The sequence below is a fragment of the Stenotrophomonas sp. YJH_SMC_21 genome (assembly GCF_059369555.1).
Genome location: NZ_JCAFSU010000002.1, coordinates 59,215 through 76,133, shown reverse-complemented (window position 1 = coordinate 76,133; position 16,919 = coordinate 59,215). Strand labels below are relative to the sequence as shown.

Sequence of the window (16,919 nt, the reverse complement as noted above, 5' to 3'; positions counted from 1 at the left end):
CACCGATTCCCGCATCAGGGAGAGCCGGCCAGCGGCCGGCACTACCACACGTTTCCGGTAGTGCCGGCCGCTAGCCGGCACCCCTGCGATCAGCCGAGGATGCCCGGCAGATCCAGCCCCTTTTCCTTCGCGCATTCAATCGCGATCTCATAGCCCGCGTCGGCATGGCGCATCACGCCGGTGGCCGGGTCGTTCCACAGCACGCGGCCAATCCGCTTGGCCGCTGCCTCGGTGCCGTCGCAGACGATCACCATGCCGGCGTGCTGCGAGAAGCCCATGCCGACGCCACCACCGTGATGCAGCGACACCCAGGTCGCGCCGCTGGCGGTGTTGAGCAGGGCGTTCAGCAGCGGCCAGTCGGACACCGCGTCGGAGCCGTCGGCCATCGCTTCGGTTTCGCGGTTCGGCGAGGCGACGCTGCCACTGTCCAGGTGGTCGCGACCGATCACCACCGGCGCCTTCAGTTCGCCGTTGGCGACCATCTCGTTGAACGCCAGGCCGAGTCGATCGCGATCACCCAGGCCGACCCAGCAGATGCGCGCCGGCAGGCCCTGGAACTTGATCTTCTCGGCCGCCATGTCCAGCCAGCGGTGCAGGTGCGGGTTGTCCGGAATCAGTTCCTTCACCTTGGCATCGGTCTTGGCGATGTCTTCCGGGTCGCCGCTCAGTGCGGCCCAGCGGAACGGGCCGATGCCGCGGCAGAACAACGGGCGGATGTAGGCCGGCACGAAACCCGGGAAATCGAAGGCATTGGCCACGCCTTCTTCCAGCGCCATCTGCCGCAGGTTGTTGCCGTAATCCACGGTGGGTACGCCCAGCGCATGGAAGCCGAGCATGGCGCGGATGTGGTTGGCCATCGATGCACGCGCGGCCTTCTCCACTTCCTTGGGGGCGGAAGCGCGCTTCTCATCCCACTGTTCGACCGTCCAGCCCTGCGGCAGGTAGCCGTTCACCGGGTCGTGCGCGGAGGTCTGGTCGGTCAGCAGGTCCGGCTTCACGCCGCGCTTGAGCAGTTCGGCCAGCACATCGGCAACGTTGCCGAGCAGGCCCACCGACTTCGGCGTACCGGCCTTGCACGATTCATCGATCAGGCGCAGCGCTTCGTCCAGATTGTCGGTCCAGGTGTCGAGGTAGCCGGTGCGCAGGCGCATGTCGATGCTGCTCTTGCGGCACTCGACGGCCAGGCAGGAGGCACCGGCCATCACGGCAGCCAGCGGCTGTGCACCACCCATGCCGCCGAGGCCACCGGTGAACAGCCACTTCCCGGTCAGGTCGCCGCCGAAATGCTGGCGCCCCATTTCCACGAAGGTCTCGTAGGTGCCCTGCACGATGCCCTGCGCACCGATGTAGATCCAGCTGCCGGCGGTCATCTGGCCGTACATGGCCAGGCCCTTCTTATCCAGCTCGTTGAAGTGGTCCCAGTTGGCCCAGCGCGGCACCAGGTTGGAATTGGCGATCAGCACGCGCGGTGCATCGGCGTGGGTGCGGAACACGCCCACCGGCTTGCCCGATTGCACCAGCAGGGTCTGGTCATCGTCCAGGCGCTTGAGCGTTTCGACGATGGCGTCGAAGCTTTCCCAGTCGCGTGCGGCGCGGCCGATGCCGCCATACACCACCAGTTCCTGCGGGCGCTCGGCCACGTCCGGGTGCAGGTTGTTCATCAGCATGCGCAGCGGTGCTTCGGTCAGCCAGCTCTTGGCATTGAGCGTGGTGCCGGTCGGCGCGGCGATGGTGCGGGACGGGTCGTTGCGGGTCATGCGGCGCTCCGGTTCGTAGCGAATTCAAGGCAGGCGTTGAGCACCTGCGCCAGGGTGTGGCGCAGTGGTGCGGCGTGGTCGGGGTCGAGCGGGGGGGGCCAGCTGTGTTCGTCCACCTGGTCCGGCAGGGGTTCGTGCATGTAGCCGCGGCAGGCAAGTTCCATCTGCAGGCTGTGCACGCCGCCGGCGATGTTGCTGTAGTGGCGGGTGATCCAGCCGCCCTTGAAGCGGCCGTTGCGCACCTGGCTCATGCCACTGATCTTCAGCAGGTTCTCCACCACGTCGCTCAGGGCGTTGTCGCAGGAGGTGTCCGGTGCGCCGGACGGACCTGCAGTCCCCAGGTTGAACTGCGGTAGTTCGCCCTCGAACAGGTGCGGGATATGCGAGCGGATCGAGTGCGCGTCGTACACCACCACGGTGCCGTGGCGTGCACGCAGGCGCGTGATCTGCGAAGCCAGCGCATCGTGGTAAGGAAGGAAATACGTGTCGCGACGACGGGCGATTTCTGCTTCGTCCGGTTCGTGCCCGGCGTGGTACAGCGGCTGGTTGTCGAAGGTGGTCAGCGGACACAGGCCGGTGGTGTTCTGGCCCGGGTACAGCGACACGCCGCTGGGATCGCGGTTGAGGTCGATCACCGAACGCGAGATCGCCGAGCGCACCGTGGTCGCGCCCATGCCGCGCACGAAGTCGTACAGCTCGTGCACCCACCAGTCGGCATCGCGGCGGGCCAGCCACGGCGAGTGGTAGTCGCCGATCAGGTCGTGCGGCAGCTCGCTGCCGGTATGCGGGAAGCTGACGATGAGGGGGGCATCGCCCTCGTGCACCGTCAACCATTCAGGAAGAGTCGTCATGCCTGCGGTTCCACAGTCGGCAACAGATCGCCCAGGCCCTGCGCCAGCGCGCCACTGCGCACAAGATTCGTGGCGGTCACCATGTCGGGGTGGAAATAGCGGTCTTCTTCCAGCGTCGGCACCTGCGCACGCAGGGTGGCGCGCACCGTTTCCAGCGCGGCGCTGGAGCGCAGCGGCGCATGGAAATCACAGCCCTGCGCGGCGGCCAGCAGCTCGATGCCGATCACGTTGGCGGCGTTCTCGGCCATCTGCATCAGCCGGCGTGCGCCATGCGCGGCCATCGACACATGGTCTTCCTGGTTGGCCGAGGTCGGAATCGAATCAACGCTGGCCGGGTAGGCGCGCTGCTTGTTTTCCGAGACCAGTGCAGCGGCGGTCACCTGCGGAATCATGAAGCCGGAATTCAGGCCCGGGCGCGGGGTCAGGAACGCCGGCAGGCCGGACAGGGCCGGGTCCACCAGCATCGCCAGGCGGCGCTCGCTGATCGAACCGATCTCGCAAACCGCCATCGCCAGCATGTCGGCGGCGAAAGCCACTGGCTCGGCGTGGAAGTTGCCACCGGACAGCGCTTCGCCGGTGTCGGTGAACACCAGCGGATTGTCGGACACGCCGTTGGCTTCAATTTCCAGCGTGGTCGCGGCCTGGCGCAGGATGTCCAGCGCCGCGCCCATCACCTGCGGCTGGCAGCGCAGGCAGTACGGGTCCTGCACGCGCACGTCGTTGTCGCGATGCGACTCGCGGATGTCCGAGCCCTGCATCAGCGCGCGCAGGGTGGCGGCGGCGGCGATCTGCCCGCGCTGGCCGCGGATCGCGTGGATGCGCGGGTCGAAGGGCGTGTCGGAACCCTTGGCTGCTTCCACCGACAGTGCGCCGGTCACCAGTGCGGCCTGGAACACGGTCTCGATCTCGAACAGGCCCGCCAGCGCATAGGCGGTGGAGAACTGGGTGCCGTTGAGCAGCGCCAGGCCTTCCTTCGCGCCCAGTTCGATCGGCTGCAGGCCGGCACGTGCCAGTGCGTCGGCTGCCGGTAGGCGCTCGTCACCGATGAAGGCTTCGCCTACGCCCAGCATCACGCTGGCCAGGTGCGAGAGCGGCGCCAGGTCACCCGAGGCACCCACCGAACCCTGTGCGGGCACCACCGGCAGCACGCCCTTGACCAGCATCGCTTCCAGCAGCAGCAGGGTCTCCTCGCGAATGCCTGACGCACCCTGCGCCAGGCTGACCAGCTTAAGCGCCATCATCAGGCGCACCACGCTGGCCGGCATCGGCTCGCCCACGCCGGCGGCATGCGAGAGCACGATGTTCCGCTGCAGGGTGGCCAGATCTTCGCGCTCGATGCGCACGCTGGCCAGCTTGCCGAAACCGGTGTTGATGCCATACACCGGCGCGCCCTTGGCGACGATGGCGGCCACCGCCGCAGCACTGGCGCGCACCACCGGCAGCGCGGCCGGGTCCAGTGCAAGCGGCGCACCGCGATAGACCTGCCGCCACTGGGCAAGAGTGACATGGCCGGGGCGAAGAACCAGGGTGTTGCTCATGTGTTGCTCCAGGAGGCAGGCAGGTCGGGCTGTCCGCGCACCACGCGCGCGTGCAGCGGGTTGAATCCAATGCGATAGACCAGGTCGGCGGGGGCATCGATGTCCCAGATCGCCAGGTCGCAGTCCAGGCCCACGGCGAGGCGGCCGATGCGGTCGCTGCGTCCGAGCGCGCGCGCCGCTTCACGGGTGAAGCCGGCGATGCACTCATCCACGGTCAGGCGGAACAGGGTGGCGCCCATGTTCATCGCCAGCAGCGGGCTGGTCAGCGGCGAAGTGCCCGGATTGCTGTCGGTGGCCAGCGCCAGCGGCACGGCGGCCGCACGCAGCGCAGCGATCGGCGGCAGGGTGGTATCGCGGGTGAAATAGAAGGCGCCAGGCAACAGCACGGCGACGGTGCCGGCGGCGGCCATCGCGGCGATGCCGGCATCGTCCAGATGTTCGATATGGTCGGCCGAGAGGGCACCGAAGCTGGCGGCCAGTTCGGCGCCATGCTGGTTGCTCAGCTGCTCGGCATGAATCTTCACCGCCAGCCCGTTGGCGCGCGCCGCTTCGAAGACCTGCCGCGCCTGCGCCGGCGAGAAGGCGATGTTCTCGCAGAATACGTCCACCGCTTCGGCCAGGCCTTCGGCGGCGATGGCCGGAATCATCACGTTGCACACCTCGTCGGTGTATTCCTGCGCCTCGCGGCCTGGCGGAATCGCGTGTGCGCCGAGGAATGTGGTCACCACGTTGACCCGGCACTCCTCGCCCAGCGCACGCGCTACCTGCAGCTGCTTGCGTTCGTCGGGCAGGGTCAGGCCGTAGCCGGACTTGATCTCGATCGTGGTCACGCCTTCGGCACGCATCGCCAGCAGGCGCGGCCGGCTTTCGCTGGCCAGCTGTTCCGGGGTGGCAGCACGGGTGGCGCGCACGGTGGAGACGATGCCGCCGCCGGCACGGGCGATCTCGGCATAGCTGACGCCCTGCAGGCGCTGCTCGAATTCGTTGGCGCGGTTGCCGGCGTAGACCAGGTGGGTGTGGCAGTCGATCAGGCCGGGCGAGATCCAGCGGCCTTCGCCATCGATGCGGGTGGTCGGCTGCAGGTGGGCGTCGCTGCCGGCCGGGCCGACATGGACGATGCGGCCGCCAGCGCAGGCCAGTACGCCATCGCGGATGACACCCAGCCCCTCGCCATCGAGGGTCATCAGGTGGACGTTGGACCAGAGGGTATCGACGTGCATGGCATCCACAACGCGGCTGTGCTTATATGTCTATACAATATAGGCGTCCATTTCGGGTTGTCCAGCCATGTCCGATTCGCGTTCCCCGCTCTGTTTCCATGCCGCCCACGCCCTTCTGGCCGACGGCTGGGCCCGCGATGTCCGCCTGCAGGTGCAGGACGGCCGCATCACGGCGATCCACATGGGGCAGGGCGCCCAGCACGGCGACACCCGCGTCGACATCCTGGTGCCGGGCCTGCCCAACCTGCACAGCCACGCCTTCCAGCGCGGCATGGCTGGGCTGACCGAGATCGGCGGCGGCGACGGTGACAGCTTCTGGAGCTGGCGTGAGCTGATGTACCGCTTCCTGGCCCATCTGCGCCCGGACGCGGTGCAGGCCATCGCCGCCCAGGCCTACATGGAAATGCTGGAAAGCGGCTTCACCCGCGTCGGCGAATTCCATTACCTGCACCACGACGCCGATGGTCGCGCCTATGCCAACCGCGCCGAGATGAGTGCACGGATTGCTGCCGCCGCCGAGCAGACCGGCATCGGCCTGACCCTGCTGCCGGTGTTCTATGCGCATGCCGATTTCGGCGGGGCGGCGCCGAATCCAGCGCAGCGGCGCCTGATCCACGACGTGAACGGTTTCGCGCAGCTGCTGGACGCCGCCAAGCCGGCACTGGCCGCGCTGCCGGATGCGGTGCTCGGCATCGCGCCGCACAGCCTGCGTGCAGTCACCGGCGAGGAATTGAGTGCGTTGCTGCCGCTGACCGACGGCCCGGTGCACATCCATATCGCCGAGCAGGTGCGTGAAGTCGAGGCCTGCCTGGCCTGGAGCGGCCAGCGTCCGGTGCAGTGGCTGTACGACCATGCACCGGTGGATGCGCGCTGGTGCCTGGTGCACGCCACCCACATCACCGACGATGAGCGCGTCGCCATCGTGGCCAGCCAGGCCGTGGCCGGCCTGTGCCCGATCACCGAAGCCAACCTGGGTGACGGCCTGTTCCCGATGCAGGCGTTCGCGCGCGAGGGCGGGCGCTTCGGTGTCGGCTCCGATTCCAATGTGCTGATTGATGCGGCCGAAGAACTGCGCCTGCTCGAATACGGCCAGCGCCTGACCCTGCGCGGTCGCAACGTGCTGGCCCCGGATGCCACCCGCAGTACCGGCCGCTTCCTGTTCGAAGGCGCACTGCACGGTGGTGCACAGGCGCTGGGCGTGCCCGCTGGCCTGCAGGTCGGCGCCAGTGCCGACCTGGTCGAACTGGATGCCGGGCACCCGGCGCTGCAGGCGCGACAGGATGACGCATGGCTTGACAGCTGGGTGTTCGCCGCACGTAATGGCGCGCTGCGATCGGTCTGGCGCCATGGCCGCCAATGCGTGGCCGAGGGCCGCCACCTGCAGCGCGAGGCGATCACCACCGCCTTTACCGCCGCCCTGCGTGGCGTGCTGGGCTGATCGCCTCCCGCCACCGAGACCCCATTACGTGAAGGTCAGCAAGTCCGCCACGCTCAACCAGCGTATCCGCAGCGATCTGGAAAGCCGCATCCTCAGTGGAGAGTGGGCGCCGGGCTTTCGGATTCCGTACGAACACGAGCTGATGGAGCAGTACGGCTGCTCGCGGATGACGGTGAACAAGGTGCTGACCGCGTTGGCCGAGAGCGGCATGATCGAGCGTCGCCGCCGTGCCGGTTCGTTCGTGGCGCGGCAACCCCCGCACCTGGAGCAGGTGGCGCTGGAGATCCCCGATATCGCGATGGAGGTTGGCTCGCGCGGCCACCAGTACGCCTATCGCCTGCTGCAGCGCGACCTGCGCCTTGCCGATGCCGGCAATGCCGGTGAAGTCGAGCTGGCCGGTCAGGAAAACCTGCTGGCGATGCGCTGCCTGCATTTGGCCGATGGTCGCCCGCTGGCGCTGGAGCACCGCCTGATCAGCCCGGTGGGGGTGCCGGAGGTACTGGAGGTCGACTTCAGCACTACCGCACCGGGCAGCTGGCTGCTGCAGAACGTGTCGTGGACCCGTGCCCAGCACCGCATCAGTGCCTGGGGGGCAGATACCGCCACCGCCAAGCTGCTGGAGGTGAAGCCGGGTACCGCCTGCCTGGTGATCGAACGCCTGACCTGGCGTGGCGAACAGCCGATCACCCGCGTGCGCCAGGTGTTCCTGGGGGATGCCTGGGACCTGGTGGCGCGCTTCGCGCCGGGCGCGCGATAGGGATTCCATCCACGCATGGCGTGGATCTACTGGGCCGGAACGACTGTCGCCTTGAACTCTGTCGGGGCGTGTGTGCGATGTGTATCGTCCCTGCATGAAGAGCAGGGACCTCATCCGGGATCTGGAAGCGGCATGTTGGATCTGTCGTCGGATCCGCGGATCCCATCATGTATTCGTGCACCCGCAGCACCCTCACATCATCACCGTTCCTCACCCAAGGAAGGATCTGGGGAAGGGCTGGTGCAGGCGTTGCGGAAGCTCGCAGGACTGACGTAGGAGGGCCCATGCGATATCCAGTCCTGATCGAGGCAGGCGATGAGCGCACCGCGTGGGGTGTGGTCGTTCCAGATCTGCCGGGGTGCTTCTCGGCGGCCGACACGCTTGATGATGCGCTCAGCGCTGCCGAGGAAGCTGCACTCGCCTGGATTGATGCGGCCCTGGATGAGGGGCGCTCGATTCCGACACCTTCCGCGCCACAGAAGATCGCCGCCGAGGCATCCAAGGACATCCGTTGGATTCTTGCGTACATCTGCATTGATCCGGCTCTGCTGGACGATACCATCGAGCGGGTCAATATCAGCCTGCCACGCCGGATCCTGGCGAGGCTGGATGCGCAGGCCAGAGCGGCGGGTGAATCGCGCTCCAGTTACATCGCCCATCTCGCGGCATTGGGCTGAGCTGGCGCCATGTGGAGCCGAGCCGATGCTCGGCTGCTGTTCGCGTGTGGCTCAACTCTGCAAAGGCATCCACGCGTGGCGTGGATCTACCAAGGGGTCGCGCATCGGGGTTCAGTAAATCCACGCCACGCGTGGATGCGGCCCCATCAGTACGTGGCGCACTGCCGCCAGCGCACCGGCTCATCCACGCCGGGGCGGGCGTTGAGCTGGATGCGCACGTTGCGCAGGGCGGGGTAGTGCAGCACTTCCTCGCAGACCTGCGGCCAGACCGCGTCCAGCTCGCCCGTGCGGTTGATCGCCAGCGTCTGGCGGGTCAGCCAGACCCCGCTGGCGATACCGGGCTTGCCGGCCAAGGCGCGGGACAGATCGGCCTGGAAGCGCTCCAGCGTGGCGGCATCCGGGTTGGGGTTGCTGCGCGCGTCGGCTGAGGGCGCGGCCGGTGCAGGCGCAGCGGCCGGCGGCGTGGTGGCGGGGGCCGGCGCCGGTTCGGGCGCCGCTTCAACCGCAGGTGCAACCGGCGCGGGGGTGTCCGCCACCTCGGCAACAGGCGGGGTGTCCTGCACATGCAAGCCTTGCAGGCTCAATCCCACCAGCAGGCCCAGCGTGACCGCGCCGAGCGCGGCAATGGCGATCCGGCGCAGGGCTTCATGGCGGGCGCTGGCACGCACACGGGTTTCGATTTCCGCCGGCAGGTAGGGCTGCAGCAGCGGCCACAGGCGTGGACCGTCCAGCACCTCGACCGCCTGCTTCTCGGCAGCGCTGCGCCCGTCGCGTTCCATCCGGCCTTCGGTCAGCAGCACGCCGCCCTTGGCGCCGGCCAGGCGCGCAGCAGCCCCCAGCTCGTTCACTGCGGCGGTGCCGATACGGTAGGCAAGGCCATGCTTGCAGGACACCAGCCACTGGTTGGGGCCGTCGCTGAGCAGGAAGTCGCTGCTTGGCTCGCGGGACTCCTCCGCCGGGTCATTCAGTTCACGCAGGCCGCGCTGTTCGCGCAGCATGCGCTTGACCAGTACCGAGAACTCGCGCCAGTGCATGCCGGCCAGCGCTTGCAGGCCGAGTTGCATCTCCTTCTGCCGCCGCTTGATCCACCACAGATAGACAACAGCCAGGGAACAGGTAAGCAGGGCCGACAGCAGGGCCAGGATCCAAGGGAGCATGCAGGAGGTGCGCGGAAGGGGCGAATGCGGAAGACGACAGTGTAAAGGTCGCACTATCCGGCTGGGTCAGGACGTTCCTGACAGGAAGCGTGATGGAACGCTCAGATCGGCATACGGCGAGCACGAAAAACCCGCCAATCCTGAAGCCGTGAGGGGAGGGAACAAACGGCAGCCGAAGCGATTGGCGGGTTGCTCGCGATTGTCAATCAAATTTTATTGCATTGCAACAATGGCCGGTCAGGGCACGCTGCCTGGCGACTGATGGCTGCCCGGGGCGGGAGCATCGGCGCCCGAGGCCGCACGGTTTTCCAGCTTGGCCAGCCGCGCGTGCAGGGCGTCGATACGGGCTTCCAGCGCGGTCACCTCGTCCGCAGTGGGGACATGCAGGCGCTTGAGCACGCCCTGCACCTGGTCATCGAAGGCCTTTTCGACCTTGTTCCAGGTGCCAGAGGCCTTCTCGCGGGCCTCATCCAGTGAGGATTCCACGTTGTCGCGCCAGCCCGGGCCCTGTTCGCCGTGGCGTTCACGGCGGCGGGCCTCCCAGGCTTCGCCTTCCTTCACCAGGCCGTCGAAGAAGCGGCTGCCTTCGGCCTGTGCACGGCCCAGGGCGCCCAGGCCGGCCAGCCAGACCTGCTGCGCCGAGTCACTCAGCTTGCGCGAGAAGCGCTCGGCCTGGTCACCGAACGAGGCGTCGTCGTTGCGGCGGTCATCGTTTTCGTACTGGTTCATCGCACTTCCCGTGGGAGTTGGGCCTGCCCCGAGAGTAGCGCGCACTGGCGTTGCACGGCCGTGACGGCCGTCGCCGGGGTTCAGCCCAGCTTTTCCTTCAGCACGCGCTGGATCTCGCCCTCGACCATGCCCTTCATCGCCGACAGCAGGAAGCCCAGCTTGGCGGTCACGCGCACGGCGCCCGGCTGCAGCTCGATCGCACCGTCCACGCCGCTGCCAGAGAAGTTCAGCACGTCGGCGGCCCAGGACGACTTCAGGCCGAAGCGCTCGGACAGCTTGGCGGCGACCTGTTCGATCGCGGCGCGTGCCTGTGCGTCGGGCAGGGCGTGGGCGTGGCGGACATCGATGGTGGACATGCAGGCTCCTGGCGCAGGGCGGGGATGATCAATGAGGGCGAGCATTGTGCGCATCGAGGGCCGTCGCGCCAAGCACTCATCGCAGGTTCTTCTTCGTTGGCGGCCAACCTGCTAGGCTGCGCCGCGTGCAGAACCTGCTTGTTCACTTCAGTCAACAACAACAGCCCGACCAGCCGCTGCGGCCCGGGGTGCAACGCATCGTGCGCCAGGCCAACGGCAGCGTGCGGCTCGGCGACGCCGGCCACGGCGCGCTGCTGCTGGCGCAGTTCTGCATGGATGATCGCGGCCTCTGGCTGCAGGTCGGCAACGGCATCCGCGGCATCCACGTGAACGGTCGCCCGGTACGCCGGATGGCCCTGTTGCGTGCGGGCGACGCGGTGTATGTGGACGGTGTGGAGATGGTGCTGCAGGGCGAGGTCGAGAGCCTGCTGCAGGCGCCCGCACCGAAGAACGATGGCGGCAGCGACGAGCAGCAGCGCCTGCTGCGTGGTGTTGGTGGCCTGCATCATGGCCGCAGTTTCACCCTGTCGCGGGCCCGCCTGGTCGGTCGCGGCAGTGAGGCCGACATCACCATCGACGATCCGGCCTTCGCCGAACAGCACGCCCGCGTGGAAGTGCACGGTGATCGTGTGCTGCTGCGCGACCTCGGCAGTGCCGACGGCACCCGGGTCAACGGCGTGGCCGTGCGCCACTGCTGGCTGCAGGCCGGCGACCAGGTGGTGTTCGATGGCCAGCACCGTTTCGTGCTGGAAGTGCCGCACGACCCGCGCCGGCGTCCGCTGCCGGCCGAGGACGAGTCCAGCCAGGACGCGGAACAGGCGCCGGTGCTGCCGGTGACGCCGCGCAGGGTGCGGCGCTGGCCGTGGCTGCTGGCCAGCGCCTTGTTGCTGGCGGCAGTGCTCAGCCTGCTGCTCTGGTTCGGCGCGCGCTGACGGTCGCGCGGTGACGGTAGTGCCGGCCGCTGGCCGGCAACCGCCGCCCCGAATCCATGAGGTTGCCGGCCAGCGGCCGGCACTACCCGGTCGCGTCGCCAATGGATTCCAATGAAACCAAATTTCCCTTGCGCCACAAGGCCGCAAGGCTGGTGCACTGCGGCATACTAGGGTTCTTGCCCCACAGGTGTGACATGACGCGCGCGTTCAACTTCAGTGCCGGCCCTGCGACCTTGCCGGAATCGGTCCTGCGCCAGGCGCAGGCGGAAATGCTGGACTGGCACGGGTCCGGCGCTTCGATCGTGGAAATGAGCCATCGCGGCGCGGAATTCATGTCCGTGGCCGCCGAAGCCGAGGCCGACCTGCGTCGCCTGCTCGACATCCCCGACGACTATGCGGTGCTGTTCCTGTCCGGTGGCGCCACCACCCAGCAGGCGCTGATCCCGCTCAACTTCGCCGCCCCGGGCCAGCGTGCCGACTACGTGGTCAGTGGCCACTGGGGCAAGACCGCGGTCAAGCAGGCCGGGGTCTACGTGGACGTCAACATCGCCGCCAGCAGCGAGGCCGATGGCTACCGCACGCTGCCGCCGCGCGCGGACTGGCAGCTCTCGCCCGATGCGGCCTACGTGCACATCACCGCCAACGAGACCATCCACGGTGTCGAGTTCCGTGATGTGCCCGACACCGGCAATGTCCCGCTGATCGCCGATTTCAGTTCGTCCATCGCGAGCGAACCGCTGGATGTGCGCCGCTATGGCGTGATCTACGCCGGCGCGCAGAAGAACCTCGGGCCCGTCGGCATCGCGGTGATGATCATCCGCCGCGACCTGCTCGAGCGCAGTGGCCAGCCGCGCGCGGACATCTTCGATTACCGCTCGCACGTCGCCCGCGATTCGATGCTCAACACCCCGCCGACCTGGAACTGGTATCTGGCCGGCCTGGTGTTCAAGTGGATGCTGGCCGAGGGCGGCGTGACCGAGTTCGCCAAGCGCAATGCCGCCAAGGCCGCGCTGGTGTACGGCGCCATCGACGGCTCCGGCGGCTTCTACCGCAATGAGGTCGCACATGCGGCCCGTTCGCGGATGAACATCCCCTTCTTCCTGCCCGATGCCGATCTCGACGCCCGTTTCGTCGCCGAGGCCAAGGCCGCCGGTCTGCTGGCGCTGAAGGGCCACAAGGTGGTCGGCGGTATCCGGGCCTCGCTGTACAACGCCATGCCGCTGGCCGGGGCCGAGGCGCTGGTCGCCTTCATGGCCGATTTCCAGCAGCGTCACGGTTGAGCAATGAATGGCGCGCACCGTCAGGTGCGTGCCCCGCAACAGGGAATTCCGATGGCAAGCAGCAAATCCAGCAAGAAGGCGCCGAAGAAGGCCGAACCGGCCAAGGACAGCGCCTCCACCAAGGCCAAGGGCAAGAGCACGTCCAAGGCCGCGTCGAACCCGGCGCCCACCCTGGCGCCGCTGGCGCTGGCCGATGTGCGCTCGAAGATCGACCAGATCGACCGCGACATCCAGAACCTGATCGCCGAGCGCGCGCGTTTCGCCCACCAGGTCGGCAAGGCCAAGGGCAAGCTGGCCGCCGCCGTGGACTACTACCGCCCCGAACGCGAAGCGCAGGTGCTGCGCATGGTGGTGGACCGCAACGAAGGCCCGCTCAGCGACGAGCTGCTGGTGCACGTCTACCGCGAGATCATGTCGGCCTGCCTGGCCCAGCAGGAGCCGCTGAAGATCGGCTACCTCGGCCCGGAAGGCACCTTCAGCCAGCAGGCCGTGCTCAAGCACTTCGGCCGCTCCGCGCTGGGCCTGCCGATGGCCAGCATCGAGGAAGTGTTCCAGGAAGTGGAAGCGGGCAACGCCGATTTCGGCGTGGTGCCGGTGGAGAATTCAGGGCAGGGCACCATCCAGATCACCCTGGACATGTTCCTGACCTCGAACCTGAAGATCTGTGGCGAAGTGGAACTGCGCGTGCAGCAGTACCTGATGTCGCGCAGCGGCCGCATCGAGGACATCGAGCGTATCTACGCGCACCCGCAGTCGTTCATGCAGACCTCGGCGTGGCTGCGCGCCAACCTGCCGAAGGCCGAGAAGATTCCGGTATCCAGCAACGCCGAAGGTGCGCGCCGTGCGCGCAACGCCGACGACGCGGCTGCCATCGGCGGCGAGAGTGCCGGCCACGTGTACGGCCTGAAGAAGGTGGTCACCAAGCCGATCCAGAACGATGCCGACAACACCACCCGCTTCCTGGTGGTGGGCCGCAACATCTTCCCGACCTCAGGCCACGACCGCACCTCGGTGCTGGTGTTCATCCATGACAAGCCCGGTGCGCTGTTCGACGTGCTCAGCCCGTTCGCCCGCCACGGCATCAGCATGAACCGCATCGAGTCGCGGCCGTCGCACCACGGCAAGTGGGAGTACGGCTTCTTCATCGACCTGGCCGGCCACATCGACGACGCGCCGATGCAGGCCGCACTGGCCGAACTGGAAGCGCACTCGGCGCAGATCAAGGTGCTGGGCTCCTATCCGGTGGCCGTGCCCTGAGTGCTGCTGCGGCGGCCCTGGCCGCCGCTCCCTGATGCATCGCCGGCGCTGCCGGCGTTTACGGAATGATCGAACGATGAGCAACGCGCAACACTGGATCGCCCGCAAGGGCCAGCCGCTGCAGGGCAGTCTGACCATTCCCGGCGACAAGTCGGTCTCGCACCGCTCGGTGATGTTCGCCGCGCTGGCCGATGGCACCTCGCATATCGAAGGTTTCCTGGAAGGCGAAGATACCCGCGCTACCGCGCGCATCTTCAGCCAGCTGGGCGTGCGCATCGAAACCCCCAGCCCGTCGCAGCGCATCGTGCACGGCGTCGGCATCGACGGCCTGAAGGCGCCGGATGCGCCGCTGGACTGCGGCAACGCCGGTACCGGCATGCGCCTGCTGGCCGGGTTGCTGGCGGGCCAGGCGTTCGACTGCACGCTGATCGGCGACGAGTCGCTGTCGGGCCGACCGATGCGCCGCGTCACCGGCCCGCTGTCGCAGATGGGCGCGAAGATCGACACCCAGGATGACGGCACGCCGCCGCTGCACGTGCATGGCGGCCAGACGCTGCATGGCATCGACTTCGCCTCGCCGGTGGCCAGCGCGCAGATCAAGTCGGCGGTGTTGCTGGCAGGCCTGTACGCGCAGGGCGAAACCAGCGTTGTCGAGCCGCACCCGACCCGCGACTACACCGAACGCATGCTGTCCGCGTTCGGCGTGGACATCGAATTCTCGCCGGGCAAGGCGCGCCTGCGCGGCGGCCAACGCCTTCGTGCCACGGATATCGTGGTGCCGGCCGACTTCTCGTCTGCGGCGTTCTATCTGGTGGCTGCCAGCATCATTCCGGGCTCCGAGCTGCGCCTGAAACAGGTCGGCCTGAACCCGCGCCGCACCGGCCTGCTGCACGCGCTGCGCCTGATGGGTGCCGACATCACCGAAGAGAATCCGGCCGAGCAGGGCGGTGAACCGGTGGCGGACCTGGTGGCGCGCTATGCCCCGCTGAAGGGTGCACGCATTCCGGAAGAACTGGTGCCGGACATGATCGACGAGTTCCCGGCGCTGTTCGTGGCGGCAGCTGCTGCAGAAGGTCAGACCGTGGTGACCGGCGCCGCCGAGCTGCGGGTGAAGGAATCCGATCGTCTCGCAGCGATGGCCACCGGCCTGCGCGCGCTGGGCATGCAGGTGGACGAAACCGACGACGGTGCCACCCTGCATGGTGGCGTGCGCCTGGGCAGCGGCACCATCGAAAGCCACGGCGACCACCGCATCGCCATGGCGTTCGCCATTGCCGGCCAGATCAGTGACGGCGAAGTGCGCATCAACGATATCGCCAACGTCGCCACGTCCTTCCCGGACTTCGACGGCCTGGCCCGCAGCGCCGGATTCAACCTGGCCTGATCGTCACCGCATCCGCCGGGTCATGCCCGGCGGATCGCATTGCCCGGCAGGTGCCAACCTTGGTTGGCTCGCTCACATCTCCCGGTAGGTGCCAACCTTGGTTGGCACGCTTTCCCGCATAAAAGGACGGAGGCCGAAGCCTCCGTCTAAACATCACGAACCCCTCGTCCGCGATCAACGCTGCTCGGTACGGAAATCCACCGGGACCCGCACTACGCTTGCTACTGCGCGGCCGTCATGCACCGCCGGCTGGAACTTCCAGTTCTGCACGGTATTGAGCACCGCACGATCCAGATCGCGACTGCGCTCGCCGCTGCGCGAGACGATCGCAGCGCTGGCGACATTGCCGCGGGTATCGACATTCAGGCTGGCGATCACGCTGCCCTGCACGCCGCTACGCAGCGCGGCGGCGGGGTAGGTGGGCATGCGGTTGCTGGCCAGCGGGCGGGCTTCACGATTGCGCACTACCGGCGCGGCCTTCCGCGAAGCAGTAGCCGGGGTTGCCTGGCGCGCGGCAGGGGCCGCTGCATCCGTCACCGCGGGCTGCTCAGGGGCCGGCAGCATGCGCTCACCGATCGGCGCCGGTGCCACGTCTTCCTGGTTCGAATGACGCAGCCAGAGCAGGGCGCCGGCAAACATCGCCACGATCAGCGCGATCCACATCCAGAGCGACGTGGGCTTGTGCTGCGCGCTTGAATCCTGCGGCAGCTGCGGCGAATGAAGGTCTTCATGGGTGGTGGCGGTCATCGCAAACTCCTTCCGTCAATGGACGACGTGGGCAGTGTTGCCCGAGCCACGGACGGGAAGTGTCAGCGTTGCGTCAACGCCACCGGCAGGGTTCAGTTTGCCTGCCGGGAAGTGTTCAGTTACTGCGTCTTGAAGTCGAACGGCACTTCAATGCTGCCGGGTACGGCCTGGCCGTTGCTCTGCGCCGGAGTGAAGCGCCAGCGGCGCACAGCGTCGGTGGCGGCACGGTCGAGCTCGCGTGAACCGCTGCGCTGGATCACCGTGGCGTTGTTCGGATAGCCGGTGGCGTCCACGTCCACGCGTACCACCACCGTACCGGTTTCACCGGCGCGCAGGGCGGCGGCGGGATAGGACGGTGGCGGCGACTGTCCGGCAATCGGCATCGGCTGGCTGTTGCCGGTGGCCGCCGGCGCAGGGCCCGGTGCAGCCGGGGCCGCTTCAGCCACGGGCGCGGGCGGCGGCGGGGCCGTTTCCACCAGCTTCGGCGCTTCTTCCTCCACCGGTGCCGGCTTGGCATCGGGCATGTCGCTGGAACCGGCGGCAGCGGCCAGTGGTTCCGGCAGGGGCTCGATCTGGGCGGTTTCCTGCGGGGTCTGGGCAGCCGGATCGGCGCGGAAGAACTCCTTGTCGCGGCCGGTCAGCCAGACCAGCACGAACAGCAGTACGCCCACGCCGAAGGCGATGCCGGCGATCTTCAGGGCGTTGCGCGGGATATGCACAGTGAACGACTTGGCGGACGACGAGCGGGGTGCAGACATGGACCGGACCAGTACGGAATGGCTCGATTCTGCCACGGCGGGAATGAACCGGGCGGCAGAAATCCGTATAACAAGCGATAA

At 67.8% G+C, this 16,919-nt stretch carries 17 protein-coding genes; 8 read left to right on the top strand and 9 right to left on the bottom strand.

The window, feature by feature from the left end:
- Positions 1-89 precede the first annotated feature (89 nt).
- From hutU to hutI, 4 genes are read right to left on the bottom strand one after another with little or no spacing between them, the layout of a single operon-like run.
- Positions 90-1,757, bottom strand: a complete 1,668-nt coding sequence (hutU, locus tag AC5P67_RS03230; RefSeq protein ID WP_060380668.1) for a urocanate hydratase — start codon at positions 1,755-1,757, stop codon at positions 90-92.
- Positions 1,754-2,608: an N-formylglutamate deformylase gene (hutG, locus tag AC5P67_RS03225; protein ID WP_495214293.1), complete on the bottom strand. Its 855-nt coding sequence runs from the start codon at positions 2,606-2,608 to the stop codon at positions 1,754-1,756. The genes hutU and hutG overlap by 4 nt, the downstream gene beginning before the upstream one ends.
- Positions 2,605-4,146, bottom strand: coding sequence for a histidine ammonia-lyase (gene hutH, locus AC5P67_RS03220; RefSeq protein ID WP_049431539.1), 1,542 nt, complete (start codon positions 4,144-4,146; stop codon positions 2,605-2,607). The genes hutG and hutH overlap by 4 nt, the downstream gene beginning before the upstream one ends.
- Positions 4,143-5,366 carry an imidazolonepropionase gene (hutI, locus tag AC5P67_RS03215; protein ID WP_049452061.1) on the bottom strand — a complete coding sequence of 408 codons (1,224 nt, stop codon included), beginning with the start codon at positions 5,364-5,366 and terminating at the stop codon, positions 4,143-4,145. The genes hutH and hutI overlap by 4 nt, the downstream gene beginning before the upstream one ends.
- Positions 5,367-5,433: 67 nt before the next feature.
- Here hutI and AC5P67_RS03210 point away from each other — a divergent pair, with 67 nt between their 5' ends.
- From AC5P67_RS03210 to AC5P67_RS03195, 4 genes are all read left to right on the top strand, one after another.
- A complete protein-coding gene (locus AC5P67_RS03210) occupies positions 5,434-6,804 on the top strand; it encodes a formimidoylglutamate deiminase (RefSeq protein WP_005413873.1) in 1,371 nt (456 codons plus the stop codon).
- Positions 6,805-6,832: 28 nt separating this feature from the next.
- Positions 6,833-7,561 (top strand): histidine utilization transcriptional repressor HutC, encoded by a 729-nt coding sequence (gene hutC, locus AC5P67_RS03205; RefSeq protein WP_005413872.1) that lies wholly within the window; start codon positions 6,833-6,835, stop codon positions 7,559-7,561.
- Between the two features lie 94 nt (positions 7,562-7,655).
- Positions 7,656-7,832, top strand: coding sequence for a type II toxin-antitoxin system HicA family toxin (locus AC5P67_RS03200; protein ID WP_076738546.1), 177 nt, complete (start codon positions 7,656-7,658; stop codon positions 7,830-7,832).
- Positions 7,833-7,845: 13 nt separating this feature from the next.
- Positions 7,846-8,238, top strand: coding sequence for a type II toxin-antitoxin system HicB family antitoxin (locus tag AC5P67_RS03195; RefSeq protein ID WP_005410188.1), 393 nt, complete (start codon positions 7,846-7,848; stop codon positions 8,236-8,238).
- 146 nt (positions 8,239-8,384) lie between these two features.
- Here AC5P67_RS03195 and AC5P67_RS03190 read toward each other — a convergent pair whose 3' ends face one another.
- The 3 genes from AC5P67_RS03190 to AC5P67_RS03180 form a co-directional block, all read right to left on the bottom strand.
- The gene (locus AC5P67_RS03190; RefSeq protein ID WP_024956382.1) at positions 8,385-9,395 is read right to left on the bottom strand and encodes a restriction endonuclease; all 1,011 of its coding nucleotides are present in this window, start codon (positions 9,393-9,395) and stop codon (positions 8,385-8,387) included.
- Positions 9,396-9,632: 237 nt separating this feature from the next.
- Positions 9,633-10,124 (bottom strand): phasin family protein, encoded by a 492-nt coding sequence (locus AC5P67_RS03185; protein WP_024956383.1) that lies wholly within the window; start codon positions 10,122-10,124, stop codon positions 9,633-9,635.
- 80 nt (positions 10,125-10,204) lie between these two features.
- Complete coding sequence (locus AC5P67_RS03180; RefSeq protein WP_005410185.1) at positions 10,205-10,480, bottom strand: polyhydroxyalkanoic acid system family protein; 276 nt, start codon at positions 10,478-10,480, stop codon at positions 10,205-10,207.
- A gap of 125 nt (positions 10,481-10,605) precedes the next feature.
- Here AC5P67_RS03180 and AC5P67_RS03175 point away from each other — a divergent pair, with 125 nt between their 5' ends.
- From AC5P67_RS03175 to aroA, 4 genes are all read left to right on the top strand, one after another.
- Entirely contained in the window at positions 10,606-11,412 is an 807-nt protein-coding gene (locus AC5P67_RS03175; RefSeq protein ID WP_495214292.1) for an FHA domain-containing protein, read from the top strand.
- 194 nt (positions 11,413-11,606) lie between these two features.
- Complete coding sequence (gene serC / locus AC5P67_RS03170; protein ID WP_495214291.1) at positions 11,607-12,692, top strand: 3-phosphoserine/phosphohydroxythreonine transaminase; 1,086 nt, start codon at positions 11,607-11,609, stop codon at positions 12,690-12,692.
- Positions 12,693-12,743: 51 nt separating this feature from the next.
- Positions 12,744-13,949 (top strand): prephenate dehydratase, encoded by a 1,206-nt coding sequence (gene pheA, locus AC5P67_RS03165; protein WP_057503311.1) that lies wholly within the window; start codon positions 12,744-12,746, stop codon positions 13,947-13,949.
- A gap of 76 nt (positions 13,950-14,025) precedes the next feature.
- Positions 14,026-15,333, top strand: a complete 1,308-nt coding sequence (gene aroA, locus AC5P67_RS03160) for a 3-phosphoshikimate 1-carboxyvinyltransferase (RefSeq protein WP_043034626.1) — start codon at positions 14,026-14,028, stop codon at positions 15,331-15,333.
- A 174-nt stretch (positions 15,334-15,507) separates the two neighbouring features.
- On the opposite strand, the gene AC5P67_RS03155 is transcribed toward aroA, so the two are convergent.
- Positions 15,508-16,080, bottom strand: a complete 573-nt coding sequence (locus tag AC5P67_RS03155; protein WP_043034627.1) for an energy transducer TonB — start codon at positions 16,078-16,080, stop codon at positions 15,508-15,510.
- Positions 16,081-16,199: 119 nt separating this feature from the next.
- Entirely contained in the window at positions 16,200-16,838 is a 639-nt protein-coding gene (locus AC5P67_RS03150) for an energy transducer TonB (RefSeq protein WP_005410179.1), read from the bottom strand.
- Between the last annotated feature and the right edge of the window lie 81 nt (positions 16,839-16,919).